Genomic DNA, 15,305 nt, shown 5'->3' with positions numbered 1-15,305 from the left:
GTCCCGTGTGGTGACTCAGCACGCGCGGAAAACGAGGCTAGGCGTCGGCGATCGTGCCCACCAGCAGCGGCCCGTCCAGCAGGTCGGGGGTGAACGTCACGCCGGTGAGCCGGGTGGCCAGCGCGAACGCCCGGGATAAGCCGTTCGGCGCCAGGTCGTCGTATCTGGCCTCCCACTCCTCGTCGGTCTCGATCTCCTCAGGGGGAAAGCCGATCTCGCGCATGAGGTCGTTGAGCCGGTCCTTGTCGGCGCCATGGCGCACATCCGGGGAGGCCATCCCGAAACAGGTGATGACGGTGCCGTCGACCGCATAGGAGAAGTGGTCGTCCGAGGCGTAGTCGTGCCGGTTGACGCTCACCACCTCGGACCCCACCGACAGCCGGGCCAGTCTCTCGTTCATCACCGTCGTCCAGCCCCACGGTTCGATCGCGACACACCACCCGCCGACGGCGATCACCCCGACGTGGCCGCCACCTCGCCCGCCCTCGGTCACCATGACGTAGTCACCGACCTCCGCGTCCAGCTCGCGGAAGCTCATCTCCCTCCCCGCCGGCCCGTCGGGAGCGTAACGGCGCAGGACCTCGGCCTGGTCGAGCCCGCGCACGAAGGTGACGCAGTAGATCTCGCCGAGCGGGTCGTGCTCCAGCGACCAGCGGAAAGAGGTGAGGGAGTCGGTCGTCATGAAGCCAGATCATGGCAGGCGCCACCGACAGAAACCGTCAGGGGCGGTAGGTGCCGAAGTACCAGGGATTGCCCTCGGGGTCCTTGCAGGCGTACTCCCTGGACCCGTACGGCTGGTCGGTCAGCTCCATCGTGATCGAGGCCCCGGCGGCCTTGGCGTGGTCGTGGTGGGCGTCGACGTCCTCGACCGCGATGTAGATCCCGGGCCCACCGGGCGCACCCTCGCCGATCATGATCAGGTCGTCCCCGACGAGCAGTTCGGCGTGGTTGACCACACCCTGGTCGTTCTTGGAGGCCTCGTGCACCCGGAAGCCGAACGCGCCGGTCAGGAAGTCGATCGCGGCCTGGCAGTCCTGGTAGCGGGCCAATGCGTACACGGTTCGCGTCATGAGCCCAGCATGCCCGCGACCTGGGCGGCGGGTCTTGGATAAATCTGACCCGGCGTCGTGTCGCCCAGCGCCCGGAACTCGCGGTTCATGTGGGCCTGGTCGTAGAAGCCGCACTCCGCCGCCACCTCGGCGATGGCCGTACCCGATCGCAGCAGCCGCGCGGCCCGCCCGAACCTGATCACCCGGGCCGCGGTCTTGGGCGCGAGCCCGATCTGGTCCTGGAAGCGGGCGACGAGATGGCGATGGCTCCAGCCGAGCGACTCGGCCAGCGACGACACCCCCAGCCGGCCCCCGGACTCCAGCAGCCGCGCCCACGCCCACGGCACCTCCGGGCCCAGCGCGGGGCCCGCCGCGATCCGCTCGCGCAGCAGCCGGTCGGTCAGCGCCAGCCGGCTCCGCCACGACGTCGTTTCGGCCAGCCGCTCCACCAGCCGGTCCGCCGACGGCCCGAGCAGGTCGCCGACCGGCACCACCCGGTTCGTCAGGTGCCGCATCGGCAGGCCGTACAGTCGCCTGGCTCCGAACGGGGTGAGAAAGACCTCCACGCCCTCCGTCGGCCCGGCCGTGCGGGTGACGGTGAAGCGGTCGCCGAGGCCGCCGGTGAACGCCGAGACCCGCTCCCCGTCGACCTCCATCGGCGTGCCGAACGCCAGGATGAGCACGGCCCCCGGCATCGCCATCTCCGACCGGGTCACCGGGGCGTCGTAGTGCTCCCGGTAGGCGCACAGCCGCAGCACGTAGGGCCGCAGCGCAGCGCTGGGGGTGGCCTCGACCATGGCCAGCCCCAGCGTGCTCATACCTCCGACACTACAGACCCGACGCTAGAGACGGGCGTGCAGGAACGTCCGCGTAACTACAGCCCCGGCGCTGGAGACGGGCGTGCAGGAACGTCGGTGTAACTACAGGCCCGGCACCAAAGGCCGGCCTGCAGGAACGTCGGCGTGACTACAGACCGGTGTGCCGGGCGAGGAACGTCAGCGTGTCGGCCGACAGGTCCACCGTCCTGCTCACCGAGCGCGCCCCGTGCCCCACCTCGGCCTCGTTGCGCAGCAGCACCGGCCGGTCGGCCGTCGAGGAATGCTGCAGCGCCGCGCACATCTTCCACGCGTGCAGCGGATGCACGCGCGTGTCGGACTGGAAGACGGTGAAGAGCGTGGCGGGATAGGCCACCGAATCCTTGACGTGGTGGTAGGGCGAGTAGCCCCACAGCCAGCCGAACTCCTCGGGGACGTCGGCGGAGCCGTACTCGACGTTCCAGCTCGCGCCGAGCCCGAACTTCTCGTAGCGGATCATGTCGAGCAGCGGCGCCGAGCAGACCACGGCGGCGTACAGGTCGGGGCGCTGCGTCAGCGCGGCGCCCACCAGCAGGCCGCCGTTGGAGCCGCCGGAGATGCCCAACTGTTCGCGGGTGGTCACGCCCGTGGCGATGAGGTGCTCGGCGGCGGCGTGGAAGTCGTCGAACACGTTCTGCTTGTTCGCCAGCATGCCGTCGCGGTGCCAGTCTTCGCCCTCCTCGCCGCCGCCGCGCAGGTTGGCGATGGCGTAGACGCCGCCCGCCTCCACCCAGGTCAGGACGGAGGCCGAGTAGCCGGGGGTCATGGACAGGCCGAAGCCGCCGTAGCCGTACAGGATGGTCGGGCGCGGCCCCGGCGTGGCGTCGATCGGCGAGATGATCAGCATGCGGACGTCCGTGCCGTCCTTCGACCGGTAGACCACCTGCTCGGTGCGGACCGCCGGCACCTCGACCGCGCCCGGCGAGGCCGCCCAGAGCGTGGTCTCGCCGGTCCTGGCGTCGTAGCGCTGGACGGTCGGCGGCGTGGTGTTGTCGGTGTAGCCGAACCACGCCTCGTGGCCGCCCTCGGGGCGCTCGATGAGGCCGCCGATCGTGCCCAGGCCCGGGGTGGGCACCTCGCCGAGGCGCTCGCCGGTCGCCAGGTCGTGCACGGTGATCTCACTGATCGCGTGGCGGGTCCAGCCCACCAGGATGACCGGGCGCTCCAGGTCGTCGAGGATCGCGAAGTCGGACAGCACCGCCTCGGAGTCTTCGGGGATCAGGTCGCGCCAGGTCTCGAAGCCGGGCTCCGCCGGGTCGGTGACGCAGACCCTGCCCCGGGGGGCGTCGCGGTCGGTGTGCAGGTAGAGGCGCCCGTCGCGGCCGAACACCAGCCCCGTCTGGGCGTCCACGCCCTCCTGTACGACCTTCAACTCGGGCCGGTCGATCGGGGACTCGGTCAGGTCGGCCACCCAGACGTCGTTGCGCGGTGCGGTGCCCTCGTGGGCCGACACCTGCAGCCAGCGGCCGTCGCGCGAGACGGAGACGCCGTAGTAGTTGGTCATCTTCAGGCCCTCGCCGAAGATCATCACGTCGTCCTCGGTGGAGGTGCCGACGCGGTGGAGGTAGACGCGGCGGTGGAACTGCGTCTCGTTCTCCGGCACCTCGGTGCTCGGCAGCCGGCGTACGTAGTAGAACGCCTCACCCCCGGGCAGCCACGCCACGGGGGAGTAGCGGCACCGGTCGATGGGCCCCTCGACCCGGTCGCCGGTGGCGACGTCGATGACGTAGAGGACCGACTCCTCGTTGCCGCCGATCGAGATCTGGTACGCCAGCAGGCGCCCCTCCTTGTCCGGCTGCACCGCGTCGAGAGTGGTCAGGCCGGACGGGTCGATCCCCATCGGATCGATCAGCGGACGCTCGGTGCCGTCGGGCTCGACCGCGTAGTAGACGGCGTGCTCCTGGTCGGGCGTGCGCCGGGAGAAGAAGTGGCGCTCTCCGCGCCACACCGGCGCGCCCACAGAACCGGACCTGAGCAGCTCGGCGATCCGGCTCTTGAACCGCTGCGGCCCGCGCTCTCTACTGAACAGCTCGGACTGCGCGAGCAGCCATCCCTTCGTCTCCGGGCTGTCGGGATCCTCCAGCCACCGATAGGGGTCGGGAACAGGTGTCTCGTGCAGCTTGTCGACGATGTCCTCGCGTCGTGCGGTGGGGTACGGCTCTCGCGTCATGCCAGGAACCCTACTGCCAACGGGCATGCGTAAAGCGCTGGTAGAGCGGGCATAAAACGTATCGTGCGTCCCTCTAGTCATTCCTTCGGGAGGTTTTTGGGGTGGCGGGGACCACGGTGCAAACGCCAGACTTGGTGACAGGACGGTGCCGTGGTGACCATCCGCTGGACCGTCCGGCGGAGGTCCACGTGACGGAAGCACAAGTGCCCCAGGAGGGGCCGACAGTCGGGACATGCCGCGGCATGTCCCCTTTGATACCCATGCAGCGGGGAGAGGCCCGATGACGCGCCAAGTCCTGCTGCTCAACGCCACCTATGAGCCACTGACCACTCTGTCGCTGCACCGGGCCATCGTGCTGGTGCTGCGGGAGAAGGCCGACGTCGTGCACCGCGACGGCAGGGGCGCGGTGCTGCGCTCCGCGAGCTGCACGCTCGACGTTCCCTCGGTGATCAGGCTCCGGAGATATGTGCGCATCCCCTACCGGTCGCGCATCCCCCTGACCAGGGCCGCCCTCATGCGGCGCGACGACTACCGTTGCGCCTACTGCGGGCAGAAGGCCGAGACCATCGACCATGTCATCCCCCGGTCCAGGGGCGGCGCGCACACCTGGGAAAACTGCGTCGCCTCGTGCACCACGTGCAACCACAGAAAGGCCGACAAATACCTGGAGGAGCTGGGGTGGACGCTTCGCGTCAGCCCCGCGGTGCCACGGGGCGCCCACTGGCGGCTCATCGGCGCTTCGCTCGTCGGTGACCCGCAATGGGCGCCCTACCTCGAGGCCGCGGCCTGAACCGCTTTGATGGGAGGGTCCGCCGCCTGACACCATGAACAGGCATGTGGACCTTCACCTCGGACACCGAGGAGTACGCCGCGGTCGCCGAGCCGTTCCTGCTCGGCGACCCGGTGCGCAACACGGTCGCGCTGACCGTCCTGGCCGGCCTGCGGGCCGGCATGCCGGTGAACGACCCCCTCTTCGGCTGGTGGACGACCGGCGGCGAGGTCGGCGGCGCGTTCTTCCACACCCCGCCCAGTCCCCTGGGGCTCTTCGCCGTGCCCGTCGAGGCGGTCGTCCCGCTGGTCGAGGCGCTGAACGGCGACGTGGCCACGGTCGTGGGCCCGCTGGAGGTGACCGCCGAGGTCACCCGGCTGCTCGGGGATCCGGCTCGCGTCGTGTCCGAGCGGCTCTACCGGCTCGCCAAGCTCGACGTCCCGCGGGTGCCGGGGCGGGGCAGGCTCGCGGTGCCCGGTGACTTCCCGCTGCTGGTGAGCTGGTATCAAGCGTTCGGCGACGAGGTCCAGATGCGCGACGGCGACGTGGTCGAGCGGGTCTCGCGGCGGCTGACGGGCGGCGAGCTGATCCTGTGGGAGGACGACGGGGCACCGGTCTCGTTCGCCGGGCTCTCCCCGGCGGCCGGCGGGGTCTGCCGCATCGGGCCCGTCTACACACCGCCCTCCCGTCGCAGGCGCGGGTACGGCGCCGCCGTCACGGCGTACGCGACCCAGGTGGGCCTGGCCGGGCGCGGCGACCACGTCGTGCTCTTCACCGACCTGGACAATCCCACCAGCAACGCCATCTACCAGGCGATCGGCTACGAACCCGTGGCCGACTACGCTCACATCACCTACGGCGGCTGAGGGAGCTACTCTTAGCCCATGCCGCGATACGACTTCCGCTGCCGCGCCTGCGGCTCCACGTTCGAGGTCTCCCGCCCGATGTCGGCCTCCGACGACCCGGCCTCCTGCCCCGAGGGGCACGACGACACGGTGAAGCTGCTGTCCACGGTCGCCATGACGGGCGGCGCCGCCGCGCCCCGGGCGAGCGGCGGCGGGGGCGGCGGTTGCTGTGGTGGCGGCTGCTGCGGCTGACCGGCCCGTCCCACAACGGTCAGACCCCGGCAGGCCCTGTCCAGCTCAGCGCTCCCGGCGGCCCCGGGCTCAGCGCCGACGGTCCCGGCGGTCCTGTCGGGCTCAGCGCCGATGGTCGCGGCGGCTCTGCCCGGCCTTCGCGAGCGTGCCGGCGGTTCCGGCGGGCTTCATGAGCGCGCCCACTGCCAACCGGGCCAGCCGCTCGACGGTGGCGACCCCGGACGCCATGTCCGGGCTGCGCTCCGACAGCACCGCGACCAGCAGTTCGTGCCCGCGCACCGCGAGCCGCCCCACGCTGTTGACCGTCCACAGCCCTCCGTGCACCTGGGCGGGCAGCCAGCCGTTCTTGAGCGCCACCTCACCTCCTGACGCGGCCGCGCTCACCCCCCACGCCTGCGACGGCGTCACCGACGACATGAGCCGCAGCGCGTAACGCCGGTTCCTGGCCGGCAGCGGCCCCTTGGGGTCGGTGAGCTGTTCCAGCACCTTGACCTGGTCGGACGGCCGGCTGTGGGTCGATCCCCAGGACAGCCCGCCGCCCGGCCGCGTGTGCCGGACGTCCAGGCGCCGCAGCGCGCGGGCCAGTCCGTCCCGGCCGCCGATGGTCATGTAGAGCTCGTGCGCGCAGTCGTTGTCGCTCTCACGGATCATCCGCGAGGCCAGGTCACGCTCGTAGTCGCTCAGTCGCTCACCCCACTTGCCCATGAGGAAGGCCAGCAGGATGTCCACTTTGGCCACGCTGGCCAGCATGAACGGCGTGCGCTCGCGGAAGGCGTACCTGGCCCCGGTGGTGCGGTCGTAGACGGCCAGGGCCGCCCGCCCGGGCCGCCCGCGCAGGTAGCGGTCGAGCGCCCGGTCGAGGACCCGCCGCTGGGCGGACGGCAACGCACTTTCGACGACGGCCCCCGGCTGCTGCCGGGAGGCGGCGACCGGACGCGGCGCCACGTCCGGCGGCCCGGCACAGCCGGACATCGCCACGAGCAGGGCGGCGAACGGCGAGAGCTTCCGAACACGCATGTCCGGGAGCCTGCCACCCGCCACCCAACGGCCGAGGGCTCAGCCGGTCAAACTCCGGCCAGTTTCTACGCGGCCGTGACGGCCCTGCGCTTGCGGCGCTGGAACGGCAGGAACCGGTCGGCCAGGTGCGGCCGGGACGGCGTGAGCGTGGGCTCGACCGCGATGATCCGGTCGAACCTGAACGCCCTGATCCCGCGGCGCATCCTGCACACGCCGACGAGATACCAGTATTCGCGGTGCACCAGGCACGTCACCGGCTCGACGTCACGAGCGGTGACCGTGCCGGAGGCGTCGCGGTAGTGCAGGCGGATGTTGAGTCGGCTGGTGATGGCGTCGGCCATGAGCCTGGCCCGGGAGGCGACGTCGGTGGGCAGCGGCTCGGTGAGGGTCGCGAGGGTGGTGGCGATGACGTCGTCGTCGAGTCCCAGGTGCTCGAACGCGTGCTGCAGGCCACGCCTGGCGGTGACGGCCTGCGGACCCGAGCCCAGGTGGGCGAGGGAGAGGGCGAGTGCGGCGATCTCGGCGGTCGTCAGCGGGCGAGTATCGTGCTTCACGACTGTCGTCATACCCCAAGAATAGGGATGACCACCGACAATTTTCGAAAACCTGTGCGGCGGGCATGAGCGCCGCCGCACAGGTCTCACGTCATCGCGACAGCTGCGTCAGGTCGCGCGAGGCGCCCGTGGAGGCGGACGTCGTCATCGCCGCGTACGCCTGCAGCGCCACGCTCACCGGCCGGTTACGGTCACGCGGCCGGTATCCGCCCAGCTCGGTCAGCAGCCGCTCGCGCCGCGCGGCCAGCTCGGCCTCGGGCACCCGCAGCTCCATCGACCGGCCGGGGATGTCGATGTCGATGATGTCGCCGTCTTCGACCAGCGCGATCGTGCCGCCCTCGGCCGCCTCGGGGGAGGCGTGGCCGATGGACAGGCCGGAGGTGCCGCCGGAGAAGCGGCCGTCGGTGACCAGTGCGCAGACCTTGCCCAGGCCCCTGCCCTTGAGGAACGAGGTCGGGTAGAGCATCTCCTGCATGCCGGGCCCGCCCTTGGGGCCCTCGTAGCGGATGACCACCACGTCGCCCGCCTTGACCCGTCCGCCCAGGATGCCCTCGACGGCGTCGTCCTGCGACTCGAACACCACCGCAGGCCCGCTGAACTTCCAGATCGACTCGTCCACCCCGGCCGTCTTCACCACCGCGCCGTCGCGCGAGATGTTGCCGTAGAGCACGGCCAGGCCGCCGTCGGCGCTGTAGGCGTGCTCGCGGTCGCGGATGCAGCCGGCCGCGCGGTCGACGTCGAGGGTGTCCCAGCGGTTGTCCTGCGAATACGCCTTCACCGTGCGCACGTTGCCCGGCGCCGCGTGCCACAGCTCCACGGCCTCGGGCTTGACCGACGGCGAGCGCACGTCCCAGGCGGCCAGCATGTCGGCCAGCGTGCCGCCGTTCACGGTGGAGACATCGCGGTGCAGCAGCCCGGCGCGGTCGAGTTCGCCCAGGATGGCGGGGATGCCGCCGGCCCGGTGCACGTCCTCGACGTGGTATTTATCCGTCGCCGGGGCGACCTTGCACAGGCACGGCACCCGCAGCGAGATCTCGTTGATCTCCTTGAGCCCGAAGTCGACCTCGGCCTCGCGGGCCGCGGCCAGGATGTGCAGGATCGTGTTGGTCGAGCCGCCCATGGCCACGTCGAGCGTCATCGCGTTCTCGAACGCCGCGCGGCTGGCGATCGCGCGCGGCAGCACCGACTCGTCGCCGTCCTCGTAGTAGCGGCGGGTGATCTCCACGAGCTGCCGGCCGGCGTCCTGGAAGAGCTGCTTGCGCGCCTTGTGCGTGGCCAGGATAGTGCCGTTGCCGGGCAGAGCCAGGCCCATGGCCTCGGTGAGGCAGTTCATGGAGTTGGCGGTGAACATGCCCGAGCACGAGCCGCAGGTCGGGCAGGCGCTCTCCTCCAGCTCCAGCAGCTCGGCGTCGGAGACGGAGTCGTCGGCGGAGGCGATCATCGGGTCGATGAGGTCGAGCTTCTTGCCGGGCGTCTTGCCGGCCTCCATGGGACCGCCGGAGACGAAGACCGTCGGGATGTTGAGCCGGAACGCGGCCAGCAGCATGCCCGGCGTGATCTTGTCACAGTTGGACACGCAGATCATCGCGTCCGCGCAGTGGGCCTCGACCATGTATTCGACCGCGTCGGCGATCAGCTCGCGGGACGGCAGCGAGTAGAGCATGCCGCCGTGGCCCATCGCGATGCCGTCGTCGACCGCGATCGTGTTGAACTCGCGGGGGATCGCCCCCGCCTCCCGGATCGCGGCCGACACCACGTCGCCGACTTCGCGCAGATGGACGTGGCCGGGAACGAACTGGGTGAAGCTGTTGGCCACCGCGATGATGGGCTTGCCGAAGTCGCTCCCGGCTACGCCGGTCGCCCGGAGCAGGGCCCGGGCACCGGCCATATTCCTGCCGTGGGTGACTGTACGTGACCTGAGGGCGGGCATTGGGCATCTCCCATCGTTGGTGAGTCTTCACATGTTACGGCCACCGCCCGGTGACTGAGACACCTGTCCAGGTATCGGACGGTTGGTTACCGGATCGTGGCGCAATCGAGGCCATACCCGTCCGAACCCGTGTTAGAGAGATCAGATGCGACACGGGGCAGTCATGCTGGACGACCCCGCCGGGGTCGGCAACTTCGTGCACACGATAGACCGCCTATGCCGCCGGCCGGTCAGAGGCGAGGGAGTCGAGGACTCACCGCACGTCGCCAAGCGGTCACCGCTGGCCGGCTGGCGCAGATCGCCGGGCGACGGGCAGCACGTCCATCGCCAGGGCATCCCGCTCGTCCAGCTCAGCGAGGCGGGGGACTGGCCGGCCGTCCTGGCGCCACGGGGCAAGGACGCCACCCACGTCATCTCGCCGGGCATCCCGCGCGCCCGCCCGGACATCCAGCCCGGCGAGCCGGTGCCGAAGATCCTGTCCCGCATCGTCTCGGAGCTGCGCAGCAACCGGCTCCGCTTCCCGCGCTACCGGCTGACCGCCCTGCTCGTCGAGCAGCTCGCAGAGCTGCACGGCAAGGAGGAGCAGGCCCGCCGCGCCCTGCGCGAGGCCGACCACAACTGGGGATGGGGCGTCGAGACGGCCGGCGCGGGCGCGGAGCACGTCCCCTTCCCGGCCAACCTGCTGCTGCGGTTGTTACCCGGGTTCGTGCACGACCTGCGGCTCAGCGGCCGGGTGCCTGGTCTCGGCGGGCGCCTGCGCTGGCTGCGCCGCGCGCTGTCGCAGGACGACCCCAAGGCGCCCGGCGTGGCGGCCCTGATCGCCGGCCTCGACCCGGCCGACGACGCGCGGATCTCGCGGCTGCTGCTGCGCGCGTTCATGGACGACCTGAGCGGCCAGTACCGGCGCTCGCCCGCGCACGTCCGCGGCGCCGGCCACGTGTTCTACCCGCTCCTGCTGCTCAACGAGCACGGCGGCGAGCTGGTGGAACTGCTCAAGGAACGGCGGGCCGACCTCAGGAGGTTCGACCCGGTCGTGGTGGTGTCGTACACGCCCGACGCGGTCCTGCTGGAGGACGACGAGGCGCCGCTGTGGGCACTCGTTCTCTGGCGCAGGGAGCTCGTCACCGCCGCCGGTGAGGCCGCCTGGCGGGCGGTGCTGGAGAGCCCGCTGGTCATCTGCGCGCCGCCGCTGCCGTCCGACCTGTCCAGGTACGACGTCGCCGACCCCACCGTGGTGCCGCCCGCCAGGATGGCGCCCTGGTGGTCGACGTGGACCGCGATCGCGCTGTTCTGGATGGCCCTGGCGGGCGCCGTGGGCGCGTACGCGGGCCAGACCGCCGCCTGGCACCGGAACGCCTGTGCCACCGGCCTGTGGACGCCGTGGGCGGAGAGCGGCAGGCGACTGGTCGGCACCGAGTGCGTCGGCGTGGCCGAGCCCGGTTACGTGTTCACGCCGGGCAACGCCGAGATGGAACGCGTCCAGGAGGTGCTGCGCCAGGGGAACGAGCGCGCCGCCGCCCTGCACGAGGGCAGCGATCGGCCGTACGTGACCATCGTCTACCTGGCGGCGCTGACCTCGACCGACCGCGACACGCTGGCCGCCGCCCGCGAAGGCCTGGCGGGGGTGGCGATCGCCCAGAAGCGCCAGAACGGCTCAGCCGGCCCCAGCGAGCCGCTCGTCCGCATCCTGCTGGCCAACGCGGGCGGCCGGATGCAGTACGGAGCCGGCATCGCCAGGCTGCTGCTGAGCCACCACGACGCGGAGGCGCCCATCGTGGGCGTGGTGGGCCTGGACCAGAGCCGCCAGGAGACCGTCGCGGCCATCCAGGAGCTGGGCAAGGCCGGGCTGCCCATGGTGGCCTCCACGTTGTCGGCCGACCGCCTGGTCAACGAGTCGCCGTTCTACTTCCAGGTGGCGCCGCAGAACTCCCGGCAGGCGTGGATGGCCGCGGCCTTCGCCGACTCCCTGGTCGAGAAGGGCGACATCGAGCGGCGGGCCCGGGTCTACTACTCGCACGACGCGACCGACTACTACGCCTCCAACCTCAAGACCCGGGTGCTGGCCCGGCTGGAGGAGCGCGGCTTCACGGCCGAGGGCCACCGGTTCACGCCGGTCGGGGCCGGCAAACCGGGCGCGGCCGACACGAGCGAGGACGTCTACGCGGGCGAGCCCAGGGACGCCGGGGTGTCGGCCTGCGGCTTCGACGGCCTGGTGTACTTCGCCGGCCGCGGCATCCCCGACTTCGCCGAGTTCGTGAAGGGGGTGGCCGACAAGTGCGCGGGCTCACCGCCGACCATCCTCGGTGGCGACGACGTCACCCGGTACGTCGCCGACGTCCGTGTCAGGTCGGCCGTCAGTGGCGTCGGCTACTACTACGAGTCATTCGCCGCGGCGCCCAGCAAGTGCGGTGAGCAGCAGCGGCACGACTTCTACGCCGACCTGTTCGCCACGTTCCCCTTCGAGTGCGAGGAGCCGGGGCCTGGCCGGACCCTGGACGGTCACGCGGCGCTGTCGTACGACGCCACCGAAACGATGATCACCGCGATCCGCCGGCTGGGCAGGGAGCGCCACCGGGTGCCGGTGAACTCCTACACCGTCTGGCGCCAGCTCGGCACCCTGCACACCCCGGACCAGAGCGGCCACGCCATCGAGGGCGCCACGGGGGCACTCGACTTCGGCGCGGCCTCGCCCCGGCAGTATCCGCTGGACAAGGCCGTACTGATCCTGCACGCCAAGGGCGCGGAACGACCCGTCCAGATCGGCGCCTGCGGCGGGATCACCCGCGCGGTCAAATCCGAGTTCTTCCCGTGGTGCGCCTCAATCCCAGAGATCTACCGCTGACCTCGTCCCCGCACACGCCGAATCGCCGCATGCGAAGCGCACTCACGCCCCCGCCCACTCCTCCTCAGACGGCGGGCGAACCGACCGCCCGCTCCTGACGCCGCAGGCGAAGCGGCCTCATCGCTTCCGCTCGCTCCTTACGCCGGAGGCGAACCGACCGCGCGCTCCAGACGCCGCAGGCGAACCGACCTTTCCCTCTCCTGTTCTCCAAAGGACCGCGCCGAAGTGCGGCGGGAAAGGACGAGAAGGGAAGTCATGGTGACGTGCGAAGGAATGCAGGGGCTAGCCGTCGCCGTATCGGGCGGGCAGGACCTGGGCGGCGATGTCGTAGATCCGGTTGATCTCGGCATCGGTCAGCGCCCGCTCCCGCTTGGTGATCCACCGGCGCGCCCGGTCACCCTGGTAGACGTCCACGCCACGGATCGTCATGATCTTCCAAGGCACCGGCGGCCCATAGATGGCCAGCGACGGCACGACAGAGATCTCACGCCCGAAGGACTTGGTGATCAGCTCGCTGGCCTGCGACGCCTCCCACTTCGCCTCGGTGAGACGGGGCTTCATGTCGAACGGCCCGTGGAAGAGCTTCTTGCCCATCTGCACGCGTACGGGCAGCCGGCGGTCCCACTTCTCCGAGTCGACCGCGTAGACGCCCGTCGGGCCCACCACGAGGTGGTCGATCTGGGCCTCGCTGCCCGGAATCGCCCTGGCGTGCAGCGTGCGGTAGCCGCTGCGTTCGAGTTTGCGCAACTGAGCCTCGGTACGGCGCTCCGCCACCGACGCCCGGCGCCACGCGGGCACGGACGAGTTGGAACGGGCGCGGTAGACCGCCTCGAGGATGGCCGCGATCACACCCCCGGTGACCCCCGCCCGCCAGTCGCCGACGAGGAAGCCCACCAGCAGACCCGCGGCGAGCGCCACGATCGCGCGGTTGCGCAGGTGGCGAAACCGCGGTTGCTGGAGCAGGCTGCGCACGGACGCGCGCTCCACCGGCGCGTACGTGGAGGTGGGCGCCGAAGGCTTGGCGGCGGCGGTCTGCTCGCTCTCTGGTCGGTCGCTCACCCAGATAGGTGACGCGTTGTGACCGTCTTCACGCTGGTTGTCGGAGTCCACGTAACTCACCGTAGCCCGGAGATTCGATCGATTCCTAGTGTTGCCGTGTCCATAGTTTTATGGCCCAGCTCATCGTGTTCCACGCCTGTTTTCAGGGTATGTCTACTGTTCTTCTCTAGAGATGCCCCGGTAAACGATCTTACCCGCGAAAACGCGTAACGGGTCTGGCCGGAGCCGCCTACGAGGTTTACGGTCTTGGTGTGAACAGCGCGGTAGAGATCCTGCTCTTCCTCATCGGTCTGTCCATGGGGCTGTTCGTGCTGATCAGCCTGCTCGTCATGGTGCCCGGTCGCGGCGTGCGGCGCCGGATCGAGGCGGGCCCCGTCTGGCTCGGCGGCCCCTCCAGGAGCGAGTGCGGCGTGAGCACGTCCGGCCTGGTGCTGGCCGACCGGGTGGCGCACTGGGCGGAGGTGCCCGAGCACGACTGGGTGGCCGCGGCGGAGACGGCGGAGCCCGGCAGGAACGTCGGCGGCGCTTCCGCGGGATGGTGAGGCGGGATGGTGAGGGACGCATGCGAGGACTGACCGCAGCGCAGGCGGACGACGTCAGGCAGGCCCTGCACACCGCCGAACGGCGCAGCGGGCTGCGCTTCGGCGTGTTCCTCGGCGAGCCGGTGGGCGGGCGGCGGCACTTCGCCGAGCGCCTGCACGCCGCCCTGGGCGCGGAGGCCGACGACGCCGTGGTGCTCTTCGTGGACCTCAACGGGCGCGGGCTGGAGGTCGTGACGGGGGAGCGGGCCAGGCGGCGGCTCAACGACGGCGCGTGCCGGCTGACCGCCATGTCGATGGCCACCGCCTTCAGCGTGGGAGACCTGGTGGGCGGCCTCCTGTACGGCATCGGCGCCCTCGGCGAACAGGCCACCCCGCCGATGAAACCTGCACGTCAGAGCCGGTGAAACCCGCGCGTCAGAGCCGGTGAAACCCGCGCGTCAGAGTCGTTCGAGGAGCGTCACGACGTGCGCGCTGACCCCGCCCAGCAGGGTCGAGGGCTCGATCGGCGCGTCCGCGATGGCCGCGAACAGGGCCGGCAGCCCCGGCAGCGGGAACCCGTCCTCCTTCAGCGCCGACGTGCCGATCGTGTTCTTGTCCAGCACCGCCCGGCTGCGCTCCCAGGCGTCGAGCACCTCCTCGGGCGATGGCACCCCGAACCCGTGCCCCACCGGCGCCGCGTGGCGCAGGCGTACCAGCGGGGTCTCGGCGAAGGCCAGCGCCGTCCGCGCCCGCAGTTGCAGGTCGGCGCGCGGCTCCGGCTCGATCCAGTCCATGGCCGCGCACGGGTTGCGGCAGGTGGCGACGCAGACGCCCATCGCCCCGGCCACCTGGCTGTGCAGCCGGTCGAAGTAGGCCCGCCAGCCCTCCGCCGGCTCCACCGACACCCGCAGCGTCCGGTTGGTGGCCGACTGCTCGGACTTGGTGTGGTCGCACTCCCGGTCGCCGATCACCCCGAACCGGCTCCCGGGCGCGCTCAGCCCCTCGGGCCACCTGGCGGGGTCGCCGGCATGGCCGAGCTGCGGCTCGAAGGCCAGCAGCGGCAGGTATTCGCTGGCGATGTGGACGGCGGCGATCATGGGGCTCAGCTCGCGCCGGTGCCACCGTACGGCGATCACTTCAAGCAGCAGCGCGTACGCGGGACGCAGCGACTCCAGCGCCCCGCGCGGCTGCTCGCGCGGAGTCTGCGGCATGTGACAGGCCCGCGCGCGCCGTCGCAGGTCGGCGGGCACCACCCGGGCCTCAGCCGCGAAGTCCTCGGCGTCGAGTGAGAGCAGTCGCTGCCCGAACTCGCACACCTCGGCGATCTCCGCCGACGGCGCGAGCGCGCCCAGGTCGGCGAAGGCGTAGCGGCGGGCGAGGGCGATGAACAGGTCACGAGTCGAGTCCACGCGATGACTTTCTCACGATCAGCAAGTGATTACG

15 protein-coding genes are annotated in these 15,305 nt (G+C 71.1%); 6 read left to right on the top strand and 9 right to left on the bottom strand.

What is annotated here, in order from left to right:
• Nucleotides 1-37: 37 nt before the first annotated feature.
• From C4V41_RS23060 to C4V41_RS23045, 4 genes are all read right to left on the bottom strand, one after another.
• Nucleotides 38-682, bottom strand: a complete 645-nt coding sequence (locus C4V41_RS23060; RefSeq protein ID WP_103958010.1) for a DUF6461 domain-containing protein — start codon at nucleotides 680-682, stop codon at nucleotides 38-40.
• A 37-nt stretch (nucleotides 683-719) separates the two neighbouring features.
• The gene (locus C4V41_RS23055; protein ID WP_103958009.1) at nucleotides 720-1,070 is read right to left on the bottom strand and encodes a VOC family protein; all 351 of its coding nucleotides are present in this window, start codon (nucleotides 1,068-1,070) and stop codon (nucleotides 720-722) included.
• The gene (locus tag C4V41_RS23050) at nucleotides 1,067-1,867 is read right to left on the bottom strand and encodes a helix-turn-helix domain-containing protein (RefSeq protein WP_103958008.1); all 801 of its coding nucleotides are present in this window, start codon (nucleotides 1,865-1,867) and stop codon (nucleotides 1,067-1,069) included. The genes C4V41_RS23055 and C4V41_RS23050 overlap by 4 nt, the downstream gene beginning before the upstream one ends.
• Nucleotides 1,868-2,015: 148 nt before the next feature.
• Complete coding sequence (locus C4V41_RS23045; RefSeq protein ID WP_103958007.1) at nucleotides 2,016-4,073, bottom strand: prolyl oligopeptidase family serine peptidase; 2,058 nt, start codon at nucleotides 4,071-4,073, stop codon at nucleotides 2,016-2,018.
• Between the two features lie 280 nt (nucleotides 4,074-4,353).
• On the opposite strand from C4V41_RS23045, the gene C4V41_RS23040 reads away from it, so the two are divergent.
• The 3 genes from C4V41_RS23040 to C4V41_RS23030 are packed head-to-tail and all read left to right on the top strand — an operon-like array spanning nucleotide 4,354 to nucleotide 5,939.
• Nucleotides 4,354-4,863, top strand: coding sequence for an HNH endonuclease (locus C4V41_RS23040; RefSeq protein WP_103958006.1), 510 nt, complete (start codon nucleotides 4,354-4,356; stop codon nucleotides 4,861-4,863).
• Between the two features lie 44 nt (nucleotides 4,864-4,907).
• The gene (locus tag C4V41_RS23035; RefSeq protein ID WP_103958005.1) at nucleotides 4,908-5,708 is read left to right on the top strand and encodes a GNAT family N-acetyltransferase; all 801 of its coding nucleotides are present in this window, start codon (nucleotides 4,908-4,910) and stop codon (nucleotides 5,706-5,708) included.
• Nucleotides 5,709-5,726: 18 nt separating this feature from the next.
• Entirely contained in the window at nucleotides 5,727-5,939 is a 213-nt protein-coding gene (locus C4V41_RS23030) for an FmdB family zinc ribbon protein (RefSeq protein WP_103958004.1), read from the top strand.
• Nucleotides 5,940-6,041: 102 nt separating this feature from the next.
• Here the strand turns inward: C4V41_RS23030 and C4V41_RS23025 are convergent, their stop codons facing one another.
• The 3 genes from C4V41_RS23025 to ilvD all read right to left on the bottom strand — a co-directional run bounded on the left by C4V41_RS23025 (nucleotide 6,042) and on the right by ilvD (nucleotide 9,440).
• Nucleotides 6,042-6,956, bottom strand: coding sequence for a serine hydrolase (locus C4V41_RS23025; protein WP_103958003.1), 915 nt, complete (start codon nucleotides 6,954-6,956; stop codon nucleotides 6,042-6,044).
• 65 nt (nucleotides 6,957-7,021) lie between these two features.
• The gene (locus C4V41_RS23020) at nucleotides 7,022-7,522 is read right to left on the bottom strand and encodes a helix-turn-helix transcriptional regulator (protein ID WP_235030327.1); all 501 of its coding nucleotides are present in this window, start codon (nucleotides 7,520-7,522) and stop codon (nucleotides 7,022-7,024) included.
• A gap of 79 nt (nucleotides 7,523-7,601) precedes the next feature.
• Nucleotides 7,602-9,440, bottom strand: a complete 1,839-nt coding sequence (gene ilvD / locus C4V41_RS23015; RefSeq protein WP_103958001.1) for a dihydroxy-acid dehydratase — start codon at nucleotides 9,438-9,440, stop codon at nucleotides 7,602-7,604.
• Nucleotides 9,441-9,585: 145 nt separating this feature from the next.
• Here ilvD and C4V41_RS23010 point away from each other — a divergent pair, with 145 nt between their 5' ends.
• A complete protein-coding gene (locus C4V41_RS23010; RefSeq protein ID WP_146103747.1) occupies nucleotides 9,586-12,282 on the top strand; it encodes an ABC transporter substrate-binding protein in 2,697 nt (898 codons plus the stop codon).
• A 282-nt stretch (nucleotides 12,283-12,564) separates the two neighbouring features.
• Here the strand turns inward: C4V41_RS23010 and C4V41_RS23005 are convergent, their stop codons facing one another.
• Nucleotides 12,565-13,341 (bottom strand): nuclease-related domain-containing protein, encoded by a 777-nt coding sequence (locus C4V41_RS23005; protein WP_235030326.1) that lies wholly within the window; start codon nucleotides 13,339-13,341, stop codon nucleotides 12,565-12,567.
• A 251-nt stretch (nucleotides 13,342-13,592) separates the two neighbouring features.
• Between C4V41_RS23005 and C4V41_RS23000 the strand changes: the two genes are divergently transcribed.
• Entirely contained in the window at nucleotides 13,593-13,883 is a 291-nt protein-coding gene (locus C4V41_RS23000) for a hypothetical protein (protein WP_103957998.1), read from the top strand.
• Nucleotides 13,884-13,903: 20 nt separating this feature from the next.
• Nucleotides 13,904-14,287 carry a DUF5130 family protein gene (locus C4V41_RS22995; protein WP_160150364.1) on the top strand — a complete coding sequence of 128 codons (384 nt, stop codon included), beginning with the start codon at nucleotides 13,904-13,906 and terminating at the stop codon, nucleotides 14,285-14,287.
• 33 nt (nucleotides 14,288-14,320) lie between these two features.
• Here the strand turns inward: C4V41_RS22995 and C4V41_RS22990 are convergent, their stop codons facing one another.
• Nucleotides 14,321-15,271: a hypothetical protein gene (locus C4V41_RS22990; protein WP_103957996.1), complete on the bottom strand. Its 951-nt coding sequence runs from the start codon at nucleotides 15,269-15,271 to the stop codon at nucleotides 14,321-14,323.
• Between the last annotated feature and the right edge of the window lie 34 nt (nucleotides 15,272-15,305).

It is taken from the genome of Nonomuraea solani (assembly GCF_900108335.1).
Lineage (GTDB): Bacteria > Actinomycetota > Actinomycetes > Streptosporangiales > Streptosporangiaceae > Nonomuraea > Nonomuraea solani.
Note: the sequence above shows the minus strand (reverse complement) of the source record. Positions and strands in the feature narration are given on the sequence as shown.